General features: G+C 60.1%; 22 protein-coding genes. 7 read left to right on the top strand and 15 right to left on the bottom strand.

Translation table 11 applies throughout. The features are described from left to right. Positions 1-9: 9 nt before the first annotated feature. The 11 genes from serS to sppA form a co-directional block, all read right to left on the bottom strand. Positions 10-1,287 carry a serine--tRNA ligase gene (serS, locus tag SynMITS9220_RS10060; RefSeq protein ID WP_186989015.1) on the bottom strand — a complete coding sequence of 426 codons (1,278 nt, stop codon included), beginning with the start codon at positions 1,285-1,287 and terminating at the stop codon, positions 10-12. A gap of 59 nt (positions 1,288-1,346) precedes the next feature. Further along, positions 1,347-1,508, bottom strand: coding sequence for a hypothetical protein (locus SynMITS9220_RS10055; RefSeq protein ID WP_170951744.1), 162 nt, complete (start codon positions 1,506-1,508; stop codon positions 1,347-1,349). 72 nt (positions 1,509-1,580) lie between these two features. Further along, a complete protein-coding gene (locus tag SynMITS9220_RS10050; RefSeq protein WP_115125146.1) occupies positions 1,581-3,080 on the bottom strand; it encodes an AAA family ATPase in 1,500 nt (499 codons plus the stop codon). Next, on the bottom strand, positions 3,070-3,621 hold the full coding sequence (locus tag SynMITS9220_RS10045; RefSeq protein ID WP_186989013.1) for a DUF177 domain-containing protein: 552 nt from the start codon (positions 3,619-3,621) through the stop codon (positions 3,070-3,072). The genes SynMITS9220_RS10050 and SynMITS9220_RS10045 overlap by 11 nt, the downstream gene beginning before the upstream one ends. Then, the gene (yidC, locus tag SynMITS9220_RS10040) at positions 3,618-4,757 is read right to left on the bottom strand and encodes a membrane protein insertase YidC (RefSeq protein WP_186989011.1); all 1,140 of its coding nucleotides are present in this window, start codon (positions 4,755-4,757) and stop codon (positions 3,618-3,620) included. Before yidC ends, SynMITS9220_RS10045 begins: the two co-directional genes overlap by 4 nt. 75 nt (positions 4,758-4,832) lie before the next feature. Continuing rightward, positions 4,833-5,255 (bottom strand): PH domain-containing protein, encoded by a 423-nt coding sequence (locus SynMITS9220_RS10035; protein ID WP_186989009.1) that lies wholly within the window; start codon positions 5,253-5,255, stop codon positions 4,833-4,835. Next, positions 5,252-5,653 carry a ribonuclease P protein component gene (locus SynMITS9220_RS10030; protein WP_186989007.1) on the bottom strand — a complete coding sequence of 134 codons (402 nt, stop codon included), beginning with the start codon at positions 5,651-5,653 and terminating at the stop codon, positions 5,252-5,254. Before SynMITS9220_RS10030 ends, SynMITS9220_RS10035 begins: the two co-directional genes overlap by 4 nt. A gap of 18 nt (positions 5,654-5,671) precedes the next feature. Continuing rightward, complete coding sequence (rpmH, locus tag SynMITS9220_RS10025; protein ID WP_074159280.1) at positions 5,672-5,809, bottom strand: 50S ribosomal protein L34; 138 nt, start codon at positions 5,807-5,809, stop codon at positions 5,672-5,674. A gap of 53 nt (positions 5,810-5,862) precedes the next feature. Continuing rightward, on the bottom strand, positions 5,863-6,450 hold the full coding sequence (locus tag SynMITS9220_RS10020) for a DUF2808 domain-containing protein (RefSeq protein ID WP_186989005.1): 588 nt from the start codon (positions 6,448-6,450) through the stop codon (positions 5,863-5,865). A 99-nt stretch (positions 6,451-6,549) separates the two neighbouring features. Next, positions 6,550-6,930, bottom strand: coding sequence for a chorismate mutase (gene aroH / locus SynMITS9220_RS10015; protein WP_186989003.1), 381 nt, complete (start codon positions 6,928-6,930; stop codon positions 6,550-6,552). After that, a complete protein-coding gene (sppA, locus tag SynMITS9220_RS10010; protein WP_186989001.1) occupies positions 6,927-7,739 on the bottom strand; it encodes a signal peptide peptidase SppA in 813 nt (270 codons plus the stop codon). Before sppA ends, aroH begins: the two co-directional genes overlap by 4 nt. 53 nt (positions 7,740-7,792) lie before the next feature. Between sppA and SynMITS9220_RS10005 the strand changes: the two genes are divergently transcribed. The 3 genes from SynMITS9220_RS10005 (at position 7,793) to SynMITS9220_RS09995 (ending at position 11,711) form a co-directional block, all read left to right on the top strand. Further along, on the top strand, positions 7,793-8,755 hold the full coding sequence (locus tag SynMITS9220_RS10005) for a DMT family transporter (RefSeq protein WP_186988999.1): 963 nt from the start codon (positions 7,793-7,795) through the stop codon (positions 8,753-8,755). Continuing rightward, positions 8,752-9,855, top strand: coding sequence for a glycosyltransferase family 4 protein (locus SynMITS9220_RS10000; protein ID WP_186992103.1), 1,104 nt, complete (start codon positions 8,752-8,754; stop codon positions 9,853-9,855). Before SynMITS9220_RS10005 ends, SynMITS9220_RS10000 begins: the two co-directional genes overlap by 4 nt. 68 nt (positions 9,856-9,923) lie before the next feature. After that, positions 9,924-11,711 carry a glycosyltransferase family 39 protein gene (locus SynMITS9220_RS09995; protein ID WP_255483037.1) on the top strand — a complete coding sequence of 596 codons (1,788 nt, stop codon included), beginning with the start codon at positions 9,924-9,926 and terminating at the stop codon, positions 11,709-11,711. On the opposite strand, the gene SynMITS9220_RS09990 is transcribed toward SynMITS9220_RS09995, so the two are convergent. Then, positions 11,705-12,250: a DUF721 domain-containing protein gene (locus SynMITS9220_RS09990; protein ID WP_186988995.1), complete on the bottom strand. Its 546-nt coding sequence runs from the start codon at positions 12,248-12,250 to the stop codon at positions 11,705-11,707. The two genes, SynMITS9220_RS09995 and SynMITS9220_RS09990, sit on opposite strands and share 7 nt — an antisense overlap. A gap of 80 nt (positions 12,251-12,330) precedes the next feature. On the opposite strand from SynMITS9220_RS09990, the gene SynMITS9220_RS09985 reads away from it, so the two are divergent. The 4 genes from SynMITS9220_RS09985 to SynMITS9220_RS09970 are packed head-to-tail and all read left to right on the top strand — an operon-like array spanning position 12,331 to position 16,136. Then, positions 12,331-13,110, top strand: coding sequence for a PspA/IM30 family protein (locus tag SynMITS9220_RS09985; RefSeq protein ID WP_067092744.1), 780 nt, complete (start codon positions 12,331-12,333; stop codon positions 13,108-13,110). Positions 13,111-13,167: 57 nt separating this feature from the next. Further along, positions 13,168-14,361 (top strand): aminotransferase class I/II-fold pyridoxal phosphate-dependent enzyme, encoded by a 1,194-nt coding sequence (locus SynMITS9220_RS09980; RefSeq protein ID WP_186988993.1) that lies wholly within the window; start codon positions 13,168-13,170, stop codon positions 14,359-14,361. 5 nt (positions 14,362-14,366) lie between these two features. Beyond that, on the top strand, positions 14,367-15,128 hold the full coding sequence (locus SynMITS9220_RS09975) for a biotin--[acetyl-CoA-carboxylase] ligase (protein ID WP_370594396.1): 762 nt from the start codon (positions 14,367-14,369) through the stop codon (positions 15,126-15,128). Between the two features lie 30 nt (positions 15,129-15,158). After that, positions 15,159-16,136: a M23 family metallopeptidase gene (locus tag SynMITS9220_RS09970; RefSeq protein ID WP_186988991.1), complete on the top strand. Its 978-nt coding sequence runs from the start codon at positions 15,159-15,161 to the stop codon at positions 16,134-16,136. Here the strand turns inward: SynMITS9220_RS09970 and SynMITS9220_RS09965 are convergent. The 3 genes from SynMITS9220_RS09965 to SynMITS9220_RS09955 are packed head-to-tail and all read right to left on the bottom strand — an operon-like array spanning position 16,118 to position 19,156. Beyond that, entirely contained in the window at positions 16,118-16,864 is a 747-nt protein-coding gene (locus SynMITS9220_RS09965; RefSeq protein ID WP_186988989.1) for a response regulator transcription factor, read from the bottom strand. The genes SynMITS9220_RS09970 and SynMITS9220_RS09965 overlap by 19 nt on opposite strands. A gap of 26 nt (positions 16,865-16,890) precedes the next feature. Continuing rightward, entirely contained in the window at positions 16,891-17,610 is a 720-nt protein-coding gene (locus SynMITS9220_RS09960; protein WP_186988987.1) for an ABC transporter ATP-binding protein, read from the bottom strand. Next, positions 17,585-19,156 carry an NAD(P)H-quinone oxidoreductase subunit N gene (locus tag SynMITS9220_RS09955; RefSeq protein WP_067092752.1) on the bottom strand — a complete coding sequence of 524 codons (1,572 nt, stop codon included), beginning with the start codon at positions 19,154-19,156 and terminating at the stop codon, positions 17,585-17,587. The genes SynMITS9220_RS09960 and SynMITS9220_RS09955 overlap by 26 nt, the downstream gene beginning before the upstream one ends. Positions 19,157-19,189: the final 33 nt, after the last annotated feature.

Here is a 19,189-nt window from a genome sequence, read left to right as displayed (position 1 = left end):
TCAGTCGGCTCATTCTGGCTGGATTCTGTCCCCACCGAAGTAAGGCACGAGTGCCTGAGGCAGCAACACACTTCCATCGGGCTGCTGACCGTTTTCAAGCAGAGCTGCCATGGTGCGGCCGATCGCCAGACCACTGCCATTCAGGGTGTGCACCAGACGGGTCACTTTCCCTTCCTTGGTGCGGATCGAGGAACGCCGTGCCTGGAAATCACCGCAGACGCTACAACTGGAGATCTCCCGGTAGGCACCGGCGCCTGCGAGCCACACTTCAAGGTCGTAGGTGCGCGACGCGGAAAATCCCAGATCACCTGTGCAGAGTTCCAGCACCCGGTAAGGCAGTTCCAGAGCCTGAAGCACCGCCTCCGCATCCGCCGTGATCTGCGCGTGAGCTTCCGCTGAGTGGTCGGGGTGCACAAACCAGTACAGCTCCACTTTGTTGAACTGGTGCAAGCGGATCAGTCCTCGGGTGTCTCGGCCGTAACTCCCCGCTTCCCTGCGGAAGCACGGGCTGTAGGCCACGTACTTCAGAGGCAGTTGATCTCCTGGAATGATTTCGTCGCGATGCAGAGAGGTGACAGGAACTTCTGCCGTGGGCGTTAGCCAGAGATCGTCCTCAGCACATCGGAAGCTCTCCTCGGCAAACTTCGGCAGCTGCCCTGATCCTGTGAGACTGGCGCTATTCACCAGTACAGGTGGAAGCACCTCTCGGTAGCCCTTGCTGCCATGCAGGTCGAGCATGAAGTTGATCAGAGCTCGCTCCAGGCGAGCGCCCTGGCCGAACAGGGTCACAAATCGGCTCTGGGCAATCCGCACGGATCGCTCGCTGTCCAGCAAGCCAAGACGGTCAGCGATGGCCCAATGCTCTTCCAAGCCCTCTTGTTGGCGTGGGTTGCCCCAGCTGCGCACTTCGATGTTGTCGTTTTCATCCTTGCCATCAGGGCTGTCGGTCGATGGCAGGTTGGGAAAGGTGAGCAGCTGTTCCTTCAAGCGTGAGGCAAGCTGCTTCTCCTCGTCCTCGAGAACGGACACCTTCTGCTTGATGGCGTTGCCTTGCTGACGCAGATCGGCGACTTCGGCCCCCTTGGGATCGGCACCGGCTTTGATTTTTTGCCCGACATCCTTGCCGATGCGGTTGCCCTCCGCCTGCAGATTGCTGCGCTCTTGTTCGAGATCCCTTTGATGCTGTGCGATCTGCTGCAGAGGGCTGAGATCTACATTCAGGCCTCTGCGCCCCAGCTGAGTCGCAATCAGCTCAGGGTTCTCTCGCACCAGACGCTGATCGAGCACAGGGGTTCGGATGATCGCGCCGGCAGCCTAGGCGTCCGCTGTCAGCGCTCTGTTTGCGCTCAGAAAACCTGGCCAACCATCACAGCCGCCACGGCTGAGAACAGGGTGATTCCGAGAGCTGTGACTGGGTTCTGGCCTTGAGCGACGGCAACCGTGGTGATCACCCCGGCTCCAAGGCAGGCCGCTGCCAATTGGGTGGTGAGTTCAGAGGAACGGTTCAATTCCGGTCTTTCGGCAGTTCCTGGAACTTACGGAGCCTGACTGGGTTCGTCTCGGGTTGAGGGGGTGGATTGTTACGCCGCGTCAGGGTTCGTTACGGCTCGCAATGATGCGGGTCTGGCTCGCCCGGCGCTGGCCCATTGCTTGAGGCTTTCCATTTGCTCTCTAGCCGTGCGTGACAGGGGCACAAGTTGCGATGCCGCCAGGATCATGTCGCTTTCCGTGAGTTCACGGATTTCGGCGAAGGCAAGGTGCATCGCTTCAATCACCACCTGTTCCAATTCAGCGCCGGAATAGCCGTCCGTGCGATCGACCACGGTTGAAAGCGGTAGATTGAGGCCAGGGCGACGCCGTTGCAGGTGAAGGCTGAGGATGCTCAGACGCTCCTCTCTTGACGGCAGATCCAGCAGGAAAATTTCATCAAATCGTCCCTTACGCAGTAGCTCCGCTGGTAAACGCTCCACACCGTTCGCTGTGGCCACCACAAACACCGCAGAGCGTTTCTCTGCCATCCAGGTGAGCACGGTGGCCAGAACACGCTGACTGGTGCCTCCGTCACTGCGGCTGTCATTGCCAAATCCCTTGTCGATCTCATCGATCCAGAGAACGCAGGGCGCCATCGCTTCCGCCCGCTGAATCATGTCGCGGGTTCTGGCTTCACTGGCTCCAACCAGTCCGGAGAAGAGTCGGCCCACATCCAGTCGAAGAAGAGGCATCGACCAGCTATGGGCGATTGCTCTGGCTGTGAGGGACTTGCCGGTGCCCTGAGGTCCCACCAGGAGCACTCCTCGAGGCAGGGGAAGTCCGAAGCGGCGTGCATCGTCGTTGAAGGCTCTGTGTCGTTGATCAAGCCAATGCTTGAGTGTTTCGAGCCCGCCGATGTCGCCAGGTGTTGCATCGGTTCGGCAGAACTCCAGCACTTCGCTGCGGGCCAGGGAAAGCCGTTTCTCCTCCAACACATCCACCAGGTCCTCGCGGCTGAGTGATCCACGTTGTGCGAGTGCTTTGGCGGCCACATGCCTCACCCTTGCTTCGCTCAGGCCGCAGCAGGCATGAGTGAGTTCCTCGAGCACATCAGCCTCCAGGGCCCGACCGCTGGCTCTGGCGATGTTGGCCAACAGTGTTCGCAACTCCTGTTCCTGGGGCAAGGGAAGGTCCATCAGCGTGAGGGCTTCATCCAGGTCGGCTGGGGGCGTCCATTGCCCGCAGGTCACGATCAAGGTGTGTGGCGTGGTTCGCAGTTGGCTGGCAAGGTTCCGCAGCATGCGGGCGATTCCCGGGTCTTCACAGAACCGGTGCACATCCTTGAGCAGCAGCAGGGTTGGACTGGAAGGGGAGCGCTCCTGTAGCCACTGCAGCACCGCCATCGGCTGTCGGGCACCCAGCTGTTCCTGGCCCAAGGCGCCACTGAGGCCTCCCACGAAATCCCAGCAGGTCAGTGTGCGATCGGGAAGTCGCTCCGAGGTCTGGCGCAGCAGCGTTTCCACGCGCTCTTCCTCATGGCTGCGGATCCAAATCAACGGTGTGCCTGACCGGATCAAGAGATCCAGCTGTGCGATCCAGTTATCGGTCATGGTTTGTCCCGTTGTGTTGCATCGACGCCTGCAGATCCTTCAGGGCCTGCCAGCGGGGATCAGGAGTTATCTCCTTGCTGGTTGAGGAAGCGTCCGATGGTGTTTGCGGCATTCCTGGGCAATGCTCCCCGCAGCGATTGACGACTGACATCTGAAGGCTGAGCTGTTCGAACACCCAGCGTTCCGGTTCGAAATCAGCGCGTGGGTTCAGGCACTCCATAAGGCCATCGGGAGACGTCGGGTCGAGCCCTGCTTCGGCGAGATGATCGTCGCTCGGTTCCTGGCCCAGCCAGATCAGTTCCTTGGAGACAGCGTTGAGCTGTTGGTTGAAATGACCGAGACAACGGTCGCAGCGCAGGCAGACGATGGTCTGCACTGAACCTTCAACCTCGAGGAGGTTGCCGAGATGTTCTGCCCTGAGAGTGCCTCGCACGGGTGTGAGGCTGGGCATCTCATCGAGTTGACCATCCACTGACCAGACCCTGGAGGTTCCCAGAGCTTGTAGCTCCCTGAGCGGTACCGGCTCAAGGCCGGGAATCATTTGTTGCCGCCCTTTGGCTCGAAAGGCAAGCGGCTTCCAGGAAAACCACCGGCGGCGGCTGGTGCGGGTTGCTGCTTGAGCTGTTCGTCCAGGATGGCCTGCAGATTGTCCGGTAAAGCTTCACGAGTCAGCAGGAAGGTCTGCAAAGCCTGGAAGATATTGGCGATCACCATGTAAAGCAGAACGCCCGCCGGCAGAGGGAAGAACAGAAACATTCCCGTGATCATCACCGGGGTGATCTTGTTGGCTGTGGACTGCTGCGGATTCGCAGGCATGCCCATCCCCGACAGCAGCTGGGAAATGAACAGGCTCAGACCAAAGGAGCCCACGAGGATGGCGATATCCCAGTTGACGGCTCCGTCGGTGTAGAAGCCCACCTGTCCAAGAGCCTTGATGAACAGGAAACCGCTGCGGGCGGCCAGACCGGGGATCTTGCCTTCAACGGTCGCGTCACCGGGAGCCAGCGCTGTGATCTCTCCGGCTTCGGAGACCGACACGATCGATTCGCCTTTGGTGACCGTCCAATCAGGAAGGAAAGACTTGCCGTTCTCGACCTCGTCCAAGACCTCTGAGAACGCCTCTCCGCTTTTGGTCTGGAGCTGGATCTGGACGCTGTCACCGGTGCCGATCTTGGTTCCACCGGGCAGGCTGGCGATCACGGGGACGTGATCAGTCTCCGTGACGAAGATCGAATGGCTCGCACTGCTGAACGGTTTTGGCTCCACCGCCGCGATTTGCTCGGCGGGCAGCACTTTGAGATTGAGGGTGTAGGGAACGTCCGCGAACGGTGACCCACGCAGCGTGGCGAACAACGCAAACAGGATCGGCATCTGCACCAAGAGGGGCAGGCAACCAGCCAGCGGGCTGCCGAACTCCTTCATTAATTTGCCCAGCTCCTCCTGCTGTTTCTGAGGGTTGCTGGCAAAGCGAGACTTGATCTCGGCCTGCCGCTTCTGCATCACCGGCTGGGCGATGCGCATGCGCCGTGCGCTGCGGATGGATCCTGCGCTGAGCGGAAACAGAGCCAGGCGGATCACCACCGTGAGAGCCACGATCGCGAGCCCGTAGCTGGGCACCAGTCCATAGAAGAAATCCAGGATCGGCAGCAGCAGATTGTCGGAGATGTAACCGATCACGATGGCGTTCCGATGGGCGGTGAAGGGTGATGCCAGTGTGCAACAGCGTCGAGGCCGTTGCGTTGACGTTCAGGATTAGGCAGCGAAGCCTTTGCTTGGAATGCTGTCAGTGCTGGAACCGTTGGATTCGGGCCTGCTCTTGATGCGTTCCTGGATGTAGGTCTCGACCTCACGGAAGTTCGGCATCGAACGAAGCTCCAGTCGTGATCCATCCGTGAGCACGAGAACCATGTCTCCCCATGCGCCAAAACCACGGGGTACGCAGCGCACCTCGCGGATCTGGCTGTAGACCACCTGGCTGCGGTCCTTGCCCATCCAGCCGCCGCTTACGGAGACCCGTCGACTGGTGATGCGGAAGCGCAGCCACAGAGTCCTCACGATGGCCCCCACGGTGAATGGCAGGCCAATCAGGGTGAAGCCCAAAAGAACGTTGAAGATGAGATCTCCTTTCGCAGGGCCGCCCTCGTAGAAGGTTTCTTCCTGTATTGAGCTGGTCATGACTTCAGGCCCGCCTGTACAAGCAATCTGTCGCATTCTTCCAGCAAGTCGTGATCCTCTGTGGCTGCTCCAGGCTTCAAACTGACCAGAAGCCAGGCGCTGGCGTGTTCTGGTGCGTGTTCGAATCTTGAACGCAGATGATCGTGCAGGCGTCGCCTCAATCGATTCCTGATCACGGCGCGCTTACTCACCTTGCTGCTGATCACCACAGCCACTCGGCAGGTTGCAGGACTGCTCGGGCTGACCGACCCCTTCGGAGTCGCCGGTCGTTTGAGCAAGGAATTGTGGGCTGATGCCCTTCTCAGCACCATCAAGGTGCCGTTGAAGCGTTTGCCTTTCCGATGCAGATGGTCAAAACAGCGATGGCCGCGCAGACGCATGGATGCCGGCAAAACCATCGCAGCAATCCGAACGAATCAAACGGACAGGCGTGAGCGTCCGCGCTTGCGGCGGCTGCGAATCACGCGACGTCCAGTGTGCGTACGCATGCGCACTCTGAAACCGGAAACGCGCCTGCGCTTGCGACTTGTGCCTCCGAGGGTTCGTTTCGTCATGGAATTTTTCCGGCACCCGGCCTTTCGTCAAGGAGCGAGTTTATCAGCCGGGGTCAGTCGATATCCACAAGCCAGCTGCCGAGGTAGCCAGATATGGGAACGTCTCCGGGGGCTTGCGCCAGGGCATTGAACTGGAACATTCCCCCCTGGCTCGGGTTGAAGACGTTCATCACGACGGCGTAGGTGCCGCCAGTCGGTATCGGAGTGTCAGGAAAAACTTCTATGGCCGTTTGTTTCTCGTTGACTTCAAACACCGCCGGAAGAACTTCTGTGCATTTGCTTCGAGCGAGCACTCCTCCCATCTTCATCTTGCAAAGGGATAAAGCTTCCGGACGGATTTTTGCATCGAAATAACTGGGAACAGTGATGCTTAGCTTGAGGATCGCGGTCTTGCGATCCTTCTTGCGCAGCATGAAGTAGTACTCCGAGCGATCACTTCGGCGTTGGCTGCTTTGTACGAAGTAGAGCTTGCGATAACCAGCGTCTGTATCCCATCTGAATTCCAGAAGGGAAGGTGTGTTCTGTGCAACGGCAGGCTTGATCAAGCTTGGCAGCAGAGCCGCTCCGCTGATGATTCCGCAGCCGATCAGAGCTGTCACACCAGCACTGAGTTTTGAAGTGGGAGGAAAAAGTCGTTTCATCGTGATTCCGGAGCAGTCGGCGCGAATGCCGTGAGTCGTGAACGGATTGTCCTGAGAATCTCCCGAATGCAGGTGCTTCGGGGGTCGGCCCCTGATCTGTCAGTTGTGACCAGATCGGTCCGGGCGCAGACGTGCGGCTGTCCTCAGGTACGGATGGTGCAGCTGCCGATCAGCAGGAATCCAGGCGTGGGCGAGTAGCCGGATGCAACGTGCAAGATCCCCCGGGACAACCATCTGCTGCACATCCAGAAGGGCGACGTCCTCCCAACCTGATCGGTGCCGCGCCGCCGCTGCGGGAAAGCTGGCGTCCAGGTCGGAGGTCGCGGAGAAAGTCACCGAGACCAGCTGTTCGGGATCCAAAGCGTTCTGATCCATCAGGGCATCCACCAGCTCGGTAACAGCCTCTCGAATGGCGTCTGCGCTGTTATCAGCGCAGGTGGTGGCACCGCGCAGACCTCGCAACAGCCGGGGGGCTGTCATGGTCTGTACATCCAGAGGGGTTGGCCGCTGAGCTCAAGTTCCGTGGTCAGTAACTGATCGAGTCGCAGCAGCAGGCTTGATCCAGGTAAGCCCTGCAGGAGACGCTTGCGCGGCTTACCAAGGGTCACTGGCCGGCAGCGCTCTTCATCAAGCTCAGCCAAACGGGCTGCCACCAATCGAGCCTGTTCCTCGTCGCCTAGTTCATCAACAAGGCCGAGATCTTTGGCCTGTGCTCCACTGAACACCCGCCCATCAGCGAAGGTTCGGACCTTGTCCTTGTCCAACCCACGGCCCTCGGCAACGGCGCCCACGAACTGGTCGTAACTGCTGTCGATCAGGCTTTGGAGAAGCTCGCGCTCCTCCGGACTGAGGGCCCTATCAGGGGAAAGAATGTCCTTGAAAGCACCGCTCTTCACGGTTTCGAAGCGGACACCGACTTTCGCCAGCAGTTCCGAGAGGTTGTTGCCCCGCAGAATCACACCGATCGAGCCGGTGATCGTGCCGGGATTGGCCACGATCGAATCGGCTGCCACACCGACATACACACCTCCTGAGGCAGAAATGTTGCCGAAGCTGGCCACAACCTTGCAGCCTTTTTCGCGCAGCCGCAGCAGAGCTGCATGGATTTCCTGACTGTCGCCGACTGTCCCCCCGGGACTGTCGATGCGCAGCAGGAGAGCTGGAAACTCCCGCTCCTGCACGTCGCGCAGAGCCTTCAGCACCCTGCGTCGTGTCGAGCCACTGATCGCGCCCTCAATGACGATGCGCGCCATGCGGCGTTTGGACTTGCGGCGCCACAGCCACCCCATGATCCTCTGTTCAACTCGCCGGATCTTAAAAAGGACCCTGTCGGCCTATTTCCATGACGACCCTGCAGCGCGGGCTGCTGATGGTGTTGCCCTTCGCTCTGTGGGGTACCGCAATGGCGGCCATGGCCCCTCTGGTGGAGTCGGGCGGGGCTCCTTTGGTGGCCTGTCTGCGTCTGCTTCCTGCTGGCATCGTGCTGCTGATCGCTGTGCCTTTTTTGGGGAGGCGGCTGAGCGTTGATCCTGCTGATCGTGGCTGGTTTCTGGTGTTCACTCTCGTGGATGCAATCCTCTTCCAGTTTTTTCTGGCCAAAGGGCTACAGGGCACTGGTGCAGGCCTCGGATCAGTCTTGATCGATTCGCAGCCCTTGATCGTGGCTCTGCTCGCGCGCTGGCTGTTCGCAGAGTCGATCAATCCGATCGGCTGGATTGGCCTTGTGGTCGGACTGTCCGGCATCGTCTGTCTTGGGGTCCCGGCACCGCTGCTCCAGCACTGGTGGTTGCAGGCTGATCTTTCCGATCTGCAGACCGGCTGGCAGGACGGCACGGGCTGGATGCTGCTGGCGGCACTGGCGATGGCTCTGGGCACTGTGCTGTGTCGCTTCGCCTGCAAAAACAGTGATCCCGTGGCGGTTACCGGGTGGCACATGGTGTTGGGTGGAGTGCCTCTGCTCGTCTGGCATGGTCTCGACGCCAGCACAGCTCTGATCCCAGCTTGGTCGGTCCTCGACTGGGCTCAGATGGCCTATGCGTCGCTTCTTGGCAGTGCTCTGGCCTATTCCCTGTTTTTCTGGTTCGCGAACCGCGAGGACCTCACCGGTTTCAGCACGCTGGGCTTCCTGACGCCAGTGTTTGCACTCGCCTCCGGGGGAGTGTTGCTGGGAGAACGCCTCGACACCCTGCAGTGGTTGGCAGTGCTGTTGGTGCTGATCTCTGTGCTGTTGGTGAGTCAGCGACAGCGCCTCTGGGAGCCCTGGGTATCGGCGTCGATCACGCGTCCTGGAGACCTGAAGGCATGATCGATCGTCCTCTAACTCTTGTGCTGGTGAGCACACCCGTCGGACAGCTCGGCAGCGGCCGGGGCGGTGGTGTTGAGCTCACGCTGGGATCGTTGGTGAAGGGCCTTGCCCAGCGTGACCATCATCTGCACCTCGTTGCCCCTGAAGGCTCCTCTTCACCGGTGAAGGATGAACGAGTGACCCTCCACACCGTTGCGGGTGTTGATCAGCCGAGTTGGCAGCATGCGGACCGGAACGCTCCGATGCAGATTCCTCGTGATGCTGTGCTGCCTCGACTTTGGGATCGGGCGCTTGAACTGGCCTGCGATGTTGATGCACTGCTCAACTTTGGATACGACTGGCTGCCGTTATGGCTGACTCCCCACGTCGAGCCGAAGATTTTTCACCTGGTGAGCATGGGCTCCGTGTCTGCGGTGATGGACTGTGCTGTGGCCGATCTGGCGCGCTGGGATCAGCGTCGCCTCGCCTTTCATACCTGTCGGCAGGCCGACGACTTCGCCCTGATTAAGCCACCTGAAGTGGTGGGTAATGGTTTTGATCTCTCCCGGTATCAGCTGCAGCTCACAACGGATGGTCCACTGGGCTGGGCCGGACGAGTGGCGCCTGAAAAGGGGCTTGAGGATGCGGCATCGGTTGCGGCTCAGCTTGGTGAGACACTGCGTGTTTGGGGGCTGGTCGAGGACGACGCCTATGCCAGGCGAGTGGAGAGTGCTGTTCCAGCAGGAACAATTGAGTGGTGCGGCTTCAAGCCCACCGCTGAGCTGCAGCGTGAACTTGGCGGTTGCAGAGCGCTGCTCAACACACCGAAGTGGAACGAGGCTTACGGCAATGTTGTTGTTGAGGCCTTGGCCTGTGGTGTGCCGGTGATCGCCTACGACCGCGGTGGTCCTGGAGAGATTATTCAGAACGGCGAAACCGGTTGGCTGGTGGCTCCCGATGATCGGGAAGCTCTGGCTCAAGCAACACTTCAGGCTTCGGCTATCGACCGTGTTGCCTGCCGGCGCTGGGTTGAGCGCTGCGCGAGTCAGGAGGGATTGGCCACTCGGGTCGAAGCCTGGATCCGCAGGGGGCTGACACCAGGAGATGGCACCATCTCCTGATGACAGCGGATTCATCAGCCCCGACTTCTTCGGTCGTTCTGCCAACCGTTCGGCAGCGACGGCATGGAATGCTGCTCATCCTTGTGCTGGCAGTGGCGATCTTCTGCTGGAAGCTCGGCAGCACCGGTCTCGTTGATGAAACGCCTCCATTGTTCGCGGCGTCGGCTCGCGCCATGGCGGAGACCGGTGACTGGCTCACACCCAGGGTCAACGGGTTGCCCCGGTTCGACAAACCACCCCTGGTGTACTGGCTGATGGGTCTGGGATATGCCTTGCCGGTAGGGAGTGTCTGGGACCCGCTCGGCACTTGGGCGGCCCGTTTGCCTTCAGCCCTGGCCTCGGTGCTGACCATGCTCGCTCTTGGGGACACCCTGCTGCGTTATCCAGTGCGGGGCGATTCGTTTCCGCGTCGGACGGCCATCGCCGCATCCCTGGCTTTTGGCCTGTCTCCGCTGGTGCTGATCTGGAGCAGAACCGCTGTCAGTGATTCGTTGCTCACTGGGATGCTCGCTCTCAGCCTGCTCTGCCAATGGCGCTGCTATGCGAGTGGATCGGGTCGGCGTTGGTGGCTGGCCTGGATTGTTCTGGCCTTCGCCGTGCTGACCAAGGGCCCGGTGGCGGTTGTGCTCACAGGCATCACCCTGGTGCTGTTCGCCTTCATTCGCCGGGATCTCTCAGGATTGTGGACGTCTCTGAGGCCTGTGCAAGGACTTGTGATCACAGGCCTGATCAGTCTTCCTTGGTATGCAGCTGAGCTGCTGGTGGAGGGACAGCCTTTCTGGGACAGCTTTTTCGGATATCACAATCTTCAGCGCCTCACCAGCGTGGTAAACGACCATCTGCAGCCCTGGTGGTTTTTCGGGCCTGTGCTGGTGGTGGCGTCATTTCCCTTCACCCCGCTGCTGGTCTTCGGGTTGGGACGGGTGATTGCCGATTTCGCGGGAGGTGCTTCCTTGCGGCGCATTCCCGTCCGCGACAGCCTCGGTCATTTCGCCGGCTGCTGGTTGCTGGCGGTGTTTCTGCTGTTCACTGCAGCGGCAACCAAGTTGCCCAGCTATTGGCTTCCTGCCACACCTGCCGCCGCCTTGCTGATCGCTTTGACCGCTCTTCCCACGTCTCTTCAGCAACGCAAGGGTTTGTGGATTGCTTGGTGTTCAACGGCGCTTTGCACAGTGATCCTGTCGGCTGGTCTGCTGGCATCGCCCCTCTGGATTCCACTGATTCAGGATCCGGAGATGCCCACCCTGCCGGCTGAGCTGCTGGCGAGTGGCTTGGTGATCAGGGCTGCGGTGTGTTTCGTGGTTGCCGTCCTGCTTGGAACCAGGAGTTTCTGGGGCGCTGTGCCCGGACGACTGCTGGCTTGGCAGGGACCCATGGTGCTGTTTCAGCTCATTGCACTCGTGCCGATGATCCAGCTTGGGGACCGGGTTCGTCAGCTGCCGGTCCGCCAGGTCGCACAACAGGTTGTGGCTCAACGCCGGCCTGGGGAACCCCTGGCGATGGTCGGTGTGCTCAAGCCTTCACTCCATTTCTACACAGACCAGGTGGTGCTCTACGAAGGCCAATCAAAATCTGCGTTCATCAACATCGCTGATCGTCTTAGTCGTGAGCAGCGACAAGGTTTCCAGGGCTTGCCTCGCACGGAGGTCGATGCGTCGCCCTCGGTTCTGGTTGTTATCAACAAGGGGACGGCAGCCAAGCAGCACTGGCAGGGCCTTAAGCCGCAAAAACTGGGGAGCGCCGGCATCTACGAGTTGTGGCGTTTGGATAGGTCTCGATTTGAGCAGCGTGCTGCGGATCTTCGTGATCAGGGGGTCGATCTCACCTGGACAAGACCACGACCCGAGCGCTACTGATCGCGTTCACCCGGTTCCGACAATTCGCTCAGCTCGATACGGCGGCAGAAACTGCAATGGCCCCACTGGGCCATCTCTCCCATGGGAGAGGGCGTTCCACAACGTGGACATGGCGCGATGCCATGCACATCAATACGACTGGGATGGCGTTTCCACTCCTCGAGTGGATCTCCGACCAGCTGACGCGGCGCAGGATGGTGTTGCTGAATCCGCAGATCGCGCACGGGATGGCCTGCGGCACGAATGGCTGCGAGCAGCTGCGGTTTGCTGTACAGCAAGGCCTGGCGCCACTGGGGATGGCTGGCTCCCACAGTCAGCATTCCGCTCCGCAGGGCTAGCGGTTGGCAATGGCTGGAGAGTGGATCGCCCGACAGTTTCGGCCAGTCTTGCCAGAGCGCAGCCAGTGAACCCTCCTGCCTCCAGCTGCTTTGGAGAGCCTCCAGACATCCGCTGATCGCCTGAACGGGTGCCGGTTCAGGTGGCATGAGCACCTCACCCTTCCCGAAGCGGCGTCGCTGCGATTTCGGGGCCCGACCCATGCCAATTGCCGATTTGAGACGACCTTAGGCAGGCACTGTTGATTTGCTCGCTACCCTCAGGCTGCTGCTCGCCCCGATCCATGGGTTTCTTCGACCGGCTCAGCCGACTGCTGCGCGCCAATGTCAACGATCTCGTGAGCAAGGCCGAGGATCCCGTCAAGATTCTCGACCAGTCCGTGGCGGACATGCAGGAGGATTTGGTGAAGCTGCGCCAGGCTGTTGCCATGGCGATCGCCAGTCAGAAGCGCCTTCGCAATCAGGCCGATCAAGCGGAATCCCAGGCTCGTACCTGGTACGAACGGGCAGAGCTCGCTCTCAAGAAGAACGAAGAGGATCTGGCCCGAGAGGCACTCACCCGGCGCAAAACATTCCAGGAGACCTCTGCCTCTCTGGCCAAGCAGGTCCAAGGTCAGGACGCTCAGGTGGAAACCCTCAAGAAGAGTCTTGTGGCACTTGAGGGCAAAATTGCCGAGGCGCGCACCAAAAAGGACATGCTCAAGGCCAGGGCCCAGGCGGCCAAGGCTCAGCAACAGCTCCAGAGTGCCGTGGGGAATATGGGCAGTAATTCCGCCATGGCCGCCTTTGAGCGGATGGAGGACAAGGTTCAGGCGATGGAAGCCAGCAGTCAGGCCGCGGCTGAACTGGCAGGAGCTGATCTGGAGAGCCAGTTCGCAGCCCTTGAGGGTGGAGATGATGTTGATGATGATCTTGCAGCCCTTCGCCAGCAACTGGCCGGCGGCCCCGAAGCCGTTGCATTGCCTGCAGCTGACCAGGGCAAGGCAGATGCTGTTCAGCCGGTGAACGTGTCTGAGGTCGACAACGACCTTGAAGAGCTCCGCCGATCCATTGACAAGATCTGATCACGGAGTTGTGGTCATCCGTCGTGATCACCCGCCCTCAACCGAAGACCTTTCCGGATGATCACCTCTGATCGCCTCGCAAGGCTCGGTAGCGGTGTCTTTGATCGCAATGACCGGCGCAAGTCGGCCTATGTCGACAGCGAAAGGCAGCAGCATCAGGCCCTGATTGACCTGTCTCTCGGCTCCACTGATCTGGCGCCACCAGTCGCTGCCGTGAAAGCGATGGCCGAGGTGCTTGAGCATCCCTCCAGCGCCTCCTACTGCCTCCATGCAGGAACACAATCGTTCAGGCGTGCTGCTGCCGCATGGGTTCAGCATCGATTCGGTGTTCCAGTGGATGCGGAGACGGAAGTGCTCCTCTTGGTGGGATCGCAGGAAGGTACGGCGCATCTGCCTCTTGCCGTTCTTGATCCCGGTGATTCGGCTCTGATTCTTGACCCCTCCTACCCCTCTCACCGCGGTGGCCTGGAACTGGCGGATGCAGACATCTACACCCTTCCACTCACAGCTGAGCGGGATTGGGCTCCAGACTTCGACACGCTCTCCGCAGAGCAATGGCAGCAGTTGCGTCTGATGGTGCTCGGTTTTCCTCACAACCCCACCGCCTGCACCGGAGAGCAGGCCTGGCTTGACGAGGCCATGCACCGTTCGGTTCAACACGATCTAGTGCTGGCCCACGACAACCCTTATGTGGATCTGGCGTTGGAGGGTGATGCCCCGTCTCTGCTGCGCTGCCCCCATTGGCGGGAGCGGGGAATTGAATTCTTCTCTCTGTCCAAGGGCTGGTGTCTCGGGGGATTCCGGTTGGCGTTTGCGGTGGGAGCTGCTCCATTGATCAGCGCATTGCGCCAGCTGAAAGGTGTCGTTGATTTCAACCAGTGCCAGGCCCTTCAGCGGGGCGCAGTGGTGGCGCTGGATCAACATGCCGACTGGCCATCACGTCTCCTGCCCGTTTATCGCCAGCGCCGCGATCGCATGCGACAGGCTTTGGCTGATCTCGGTTGGACCGTGCCGATGCCATCCATGGCTCTTTACCTCTGGATGCCAATTCCGGAATGGGCGAGTGCCAAGGGCTGGAGCGACGAACAGCTTGCGGCTGAGATGCTGGAGCACTGCGGCGTAGCGCTGACCCCTGGTTCCGGTTTTGGTGATGCGGGTCGTGGGTGGCTGCGGCTGGCTCTTGTCCGTCCGGTCGAGGATCTGGAGAACGCTGTCGCTCGACTGTATCCCTGGTGGGAGCAGCACTATTGACCTTGGTGCGTACGGGACGTGGGCGACTGCTGCACGATTTACGCCTCCATGGGCATGACGCTTGGTGGCTGAGGCGTTTGGGCGTCTGTGCCAGCACCGAGAGTGAGTTGTCTCAATGGTTGGTGCAGCAGCCCTGGTCTGGACTCTCTCCTCGTGCTGTGTTGGCTGACCATCAGATCCGTGGTCATGGACAGTACGGACGCCGCTGGATGGCGCCGATGGGCGGTGTCTGGTTGAGTGCGGCTCTCCCCTGGCCTCAGCAGCAATGCTCAACGGGGTTGTTCGGTCTCACTGTGGCACTTGCCCTGGCGGAGCAGGTCGAGTCCACCGGCCTGAAGGTGTCCATCAAGTGGCCCAATGATCTGATGATTGAGTCCCGCAAGCTGGCCGGTGTGCTGCCCACTCTGGTCTTCCGCGGCAGTCGGGTCCGTCTGGCACGAATCGGCGTCGGGCTCAATGTGAATAATCCGGTTCCTCCTGGAGCGATCTCCCTGCGGCAACTGCTTTGTTCAGGGAAATGTCGGCTGAGGATCTGGCAAGGAGCCGTGCTTCGCGCACTCGACCGCGCCTGCGAGTTGGCGCTTGAGCCCAACATGGTGGTCCGTCAGGCCGAGCAGCGTCTCTGGGCTGCATCGGTGGCTGATCCAGGCACGGGAGAGTCCTGGCAAGTGCGAGGTATCGGTATGGACGGACGTCTGCTTCTGGAACAGGGGACCCGGAGGACCAGCTGGACCCGTTGGACAGACAGTCCTGATCAGGATCTCTAGAGTCTCGATCGATGAGACCGTCTTGATCCGTTGGTTCTGCGTTGGCTTGCCGCATCGGTTCTGCTGTCCATTCCTGCCCTGCAGGGGCCAGTGCCCCCCCCTGAGCTGAAGCCGCTGCCGCCGCCGCTCAGCTTCGACCGTTCGCTGGAGTCCCTAGAGCGAAACCGTGTCATCACACCGCTCGAGCGGCGCCAGATTCAAACCGGGGAACAGTCCCGACCCATTGATGTTCCAGCCTTCCAGCAGGCCTGCCGAAGCGGTGCGCTGTCGAAGCAGGAATGCAGCAGCGGTGTGGCCGTGCGCCTCCGGAGTTATCGCCTGCAACCGCGCGTTGTCTGGAAAGGCCGTGATGAAACGCTGACCGGCTTGTCCAGACGCGGTTTTGATGGCACACCGCTTCCTCCGATTTCAGTACCGGTGAAGGCTTTGCTGGCAGGCTCCTCTGCAACGTTCCGTCTTGAGACGGTGTTTGCAGTATCTCCCCGACCGGCTTCGATCTCTGGCAACGGCGATCGCAAGCTGCTGTTCCCGATCATCGGTTCAGCAATCACCACAAGTGACTTCGGCTGGAGGATCCATCCGATCATCGGGAGATGGTTGATGCATGCCGGCAAGGATCTGGCTGCTCCTGAAGGGACCCCGGTGGTCGCTGCGTTGTCAGGAACCGTTCTGAGCAGCGGGCTGGCGGGTGGTTATGGCATTGCTGTGGAGCTGGATCATGCCCAGTCCAAACGCCGGACCCTGTACGGACATCTTTCAGAGATCTACGTGAAGTCCGGCGAGAAGGTTCGCCAGGGTGAGGTGATCGGCCGTGTGGGCAGCACCGGCCTCAGTACGGGACCTCATCTGCATTTTGAACTGCGTCGGCCTGAGGCCGGCGGCTGGGTGGCTGTTGACCCTGGCGATCTGGACCTCAATCCGCTCACTGCTTCTGGCGCCGATGCCGTGTCACTGCTGGTGGGGCAACTGATGACCAGTCTCGAGCGTTCTCAAGATTCAGACGTCTGAGCCTGACGCTCTTCTCGCAAGATGAAACCCACACCTCTGACGGTGTGAATCAAGGTTGCGCGTTCACTTGATTCGATCTTTTGGCGCAAATAGCGGATGTAGACATCGAGCAGATTGTCGTCGCCGTAGAAGTTCTCACCCCAGACTCCGCGCATGATTTCAGAGCGTTCGAGCACTTTCCCCTGACCACGCATCAGGAAATTGAGTAACTCGTATTCCTTCACGGACAGCTGGATGAACTGGCCTGAACGGGTCACATCCCTTGTGCTGGTGTTCATCACCAGGTCTGCAACCTGAATTGTTTCAGGATGATCTCCGTCGCCAGACCCTGCAGAGAACGTGCTGGCACGTCGTTGCATGGCCCGCAGTCGTGCCATTAATTCCTCAATCGAAAAAGGCTTCACCAGATAGTCGTCGACCCCAGCATCCAGAGCTGTCACACGATCAGCCACATCGTCGTGGCCGGTGAGCATCAGGATCGGTGTGGTGATGGCGCTGCTGCGGATTCGCTGGCAGATGTCCACACCGCTGAAATCTGGAAGATTCCAGTCCAGAACAATCAGGTCAGGAGATGGTTCCGTGCGGGCCCGGATCAGGCCCGTGGCTCCATCAGCGGCCACATCCACTTCATACCCCTCAACCTCCAGTTCCATTTTCAGGAGTTCCGTCAGACGAGCCTCGTCATCGACGAGCAGCAGCCTGGTCTTCGGCGTGGCTGTGGAGACCATGCAATCCAGTACACCCACGAACCAGCCTAATCAGAGCGCTCAACTCGGCCGTCACGGAAATGGACCACCCGTTCGGCACGAGCAGCCACATCATCTTCATGGGTGACCAGCACCAGCGTGATGCCCTGGTCGTGCAGGGCATCGAACAGATTCAGTACGTCATCCGTGGTGCGTGAGTCGAGGGCGCCTGTGGGTTCATCGGCCAGAAGAAGAGCAGGCTGGTTGATGATGGCCCTCGCAATGGCCACTCTTTGCTGTTGACCGCCGGAAAGTTGATTCGGCTTGTTCTGCATCCTTTCCCCAAGGCCCACACGGTCCAGCGCTTCTCTGGCTTTGTCCCGTCTCTGCTGGGGTGAAAGCCCTGCGTAGATCATCGGCAGCATCACGTTCTCGAGAGCCGTCGCGTGAGGCAGTAGATGGAATTGCTGAAACACGAAACCCAGCTGTTGATTGCGCAGATCCGCAAGGGCATCGTCATCAAGCTCCTCCACTGCACTCCCATTGAGGTGATAGGAGCCGCTGCTCGGGCGGTCGAGGCAGCCCAGAATGTTCATCGCAGTGCTTTTGCCGGAGCCGCTGGCACCCATCACGGCGAGATAGTCGCCTTTGCGCACGGTTAGATCAAGTTGATCAAGAGCTCTGACCAGGCCAGCTCCGCTTCCATAGATCTTGTCGACTCCGCGCAATTCAGCAACGGGGGAGCGTTGAGCCGCCGCTCCGTCAGCCAAGGGTGGCTCCGGAGGCATTGGCGATCGCTTGTTGCAGGATCGGGGTTCCTGCCACCGCATCATTGGCCCACTGGAAGAGCGGATTGGAGAGGATTCCACCCACTGCGGTGACCACCACGCAGGTCACCAGTGCCACACGCAGTGGAGGCAGTCCAATGGTGTTCCACTGGATTGGCGGATAGGACTTCACTGCATCGGAGGCTTCCTGGGGCTCCTTGACCACCATCATCTTGATCACTCCGATGTAGTAGTAGATCGACACCACTGAGGTGATCAGTCCCACCACCACCAGCAGATACTGGTGATCAGCCCAGCCCGCAAAGAAGAGATAGATCTTGCCGAAGAAACCCAGCATCGGTGGGATGCCTCCCAGTGACAGCAGGCAGAGACTGAGCCCAAGCGTGATCAGAGGATCTTTCTGATAGAGACCGGCGTAATCGGAGATGCGATCACTGCCGGTGCGAATCGAGAACAGGATGATGCAGGCAAAGGCCCCCAAGTTCATGAACAGGTAGGCCGCCATATAGAGGACCATGGCGGCGAAACCGTCCTCGGTGCCGCACACCAAGCCGATCATCACGAAGCCGGCCTGACCGATGGAGCTGTAGGCCAGCATGCGTTTCATCGAGGTCTGGGCGAGCGCAACGACATTGCCGAGGGTCATGCTGAGCACCGCCAGAACGGTGAACAGCAGCTTCCACTGCGTGTCGAAACTGCCGAAACAGCCCACCAGGATGCGCAGAGCCAAGGCGAAACCGGCGGCTTTTGAACCCACAGACAGAAAGGCGACCACCGGTGTTGGTGATCCTTCGTAGACGTCTGGTGTCCACTGGTGAAAAGGCACTGCAGCGATCTTGAACGCCACGGTTGCCAACACGAACACCAGTGCCAGAGCAGCTAGAGGGGTCGGACTGGTCAGCAGTGACTGCCCGATCGCTTCCAGGCTGGTGGAGCCGCTGAGTCCATAAAGCAGTGAGGAGCCGTAAAGAAACACCGCAGCTGCGGCAGAACCCACCAGCAAATATTTCAGCGCTGCTTCCGAACTGCGCGCATCGCGTTTCATGTACCCGGAGAGCAGGTAACTGGCGACCGACAGCGTTTCCAGAGACACAAAAATGCTCACCAAATCGGTGGCACCGCAGAGCAACATGCCCCCAAGCGTTGCTGCTAGAAGGATGGCGGCGTATTCACCAACAGGGGTTCCTCCCTGTTCGGCATACCTCCAGCTGATCAGCAAGGAGAGCAGAGTTGAGCAAGCCACGACGGCCCTGAAGGCAATCGCCAGGTGATCGGAAAGAAATGCGCCCAGGAACGATGGCTCCAGTGGAGCGTTCCACTGCAGGGCAAGCAACACCAGAGCTGTGCCCAGACCGGCGTAACAAATGGGTGGGACCCAGCGCACAGAGACTTTTTCTCCTGCCAGATCCACCAGCAGGGTGGCCAGCATCGCCAGCAGAACTGCTCCTTCCGGGGCAATCGCACCGGCGTTCAGCGCAAGATTGAGAAGATCACCCGGCGCTGCCAAAGGCTGGGTGTCGAGAAGCAAGGCACCCATCTCGGGCATGGCGCGCGCAGGGCAGAGCGGTTCGGGCGACTT

This window comes from Synechococcus sp. MIT S9220 (assembly GCF_014304815.1).
In the GTDB taxonomy this organism is placed as follows: domain Bacteria; phylum Cyanobacteriota; class Cyanobacteriia; order PCC-6307; family Cyanobiaceae; genus Synechococcus_C.
This window is presented reverse-complemented; position numbering and strand designations above follow the sequence as displayed.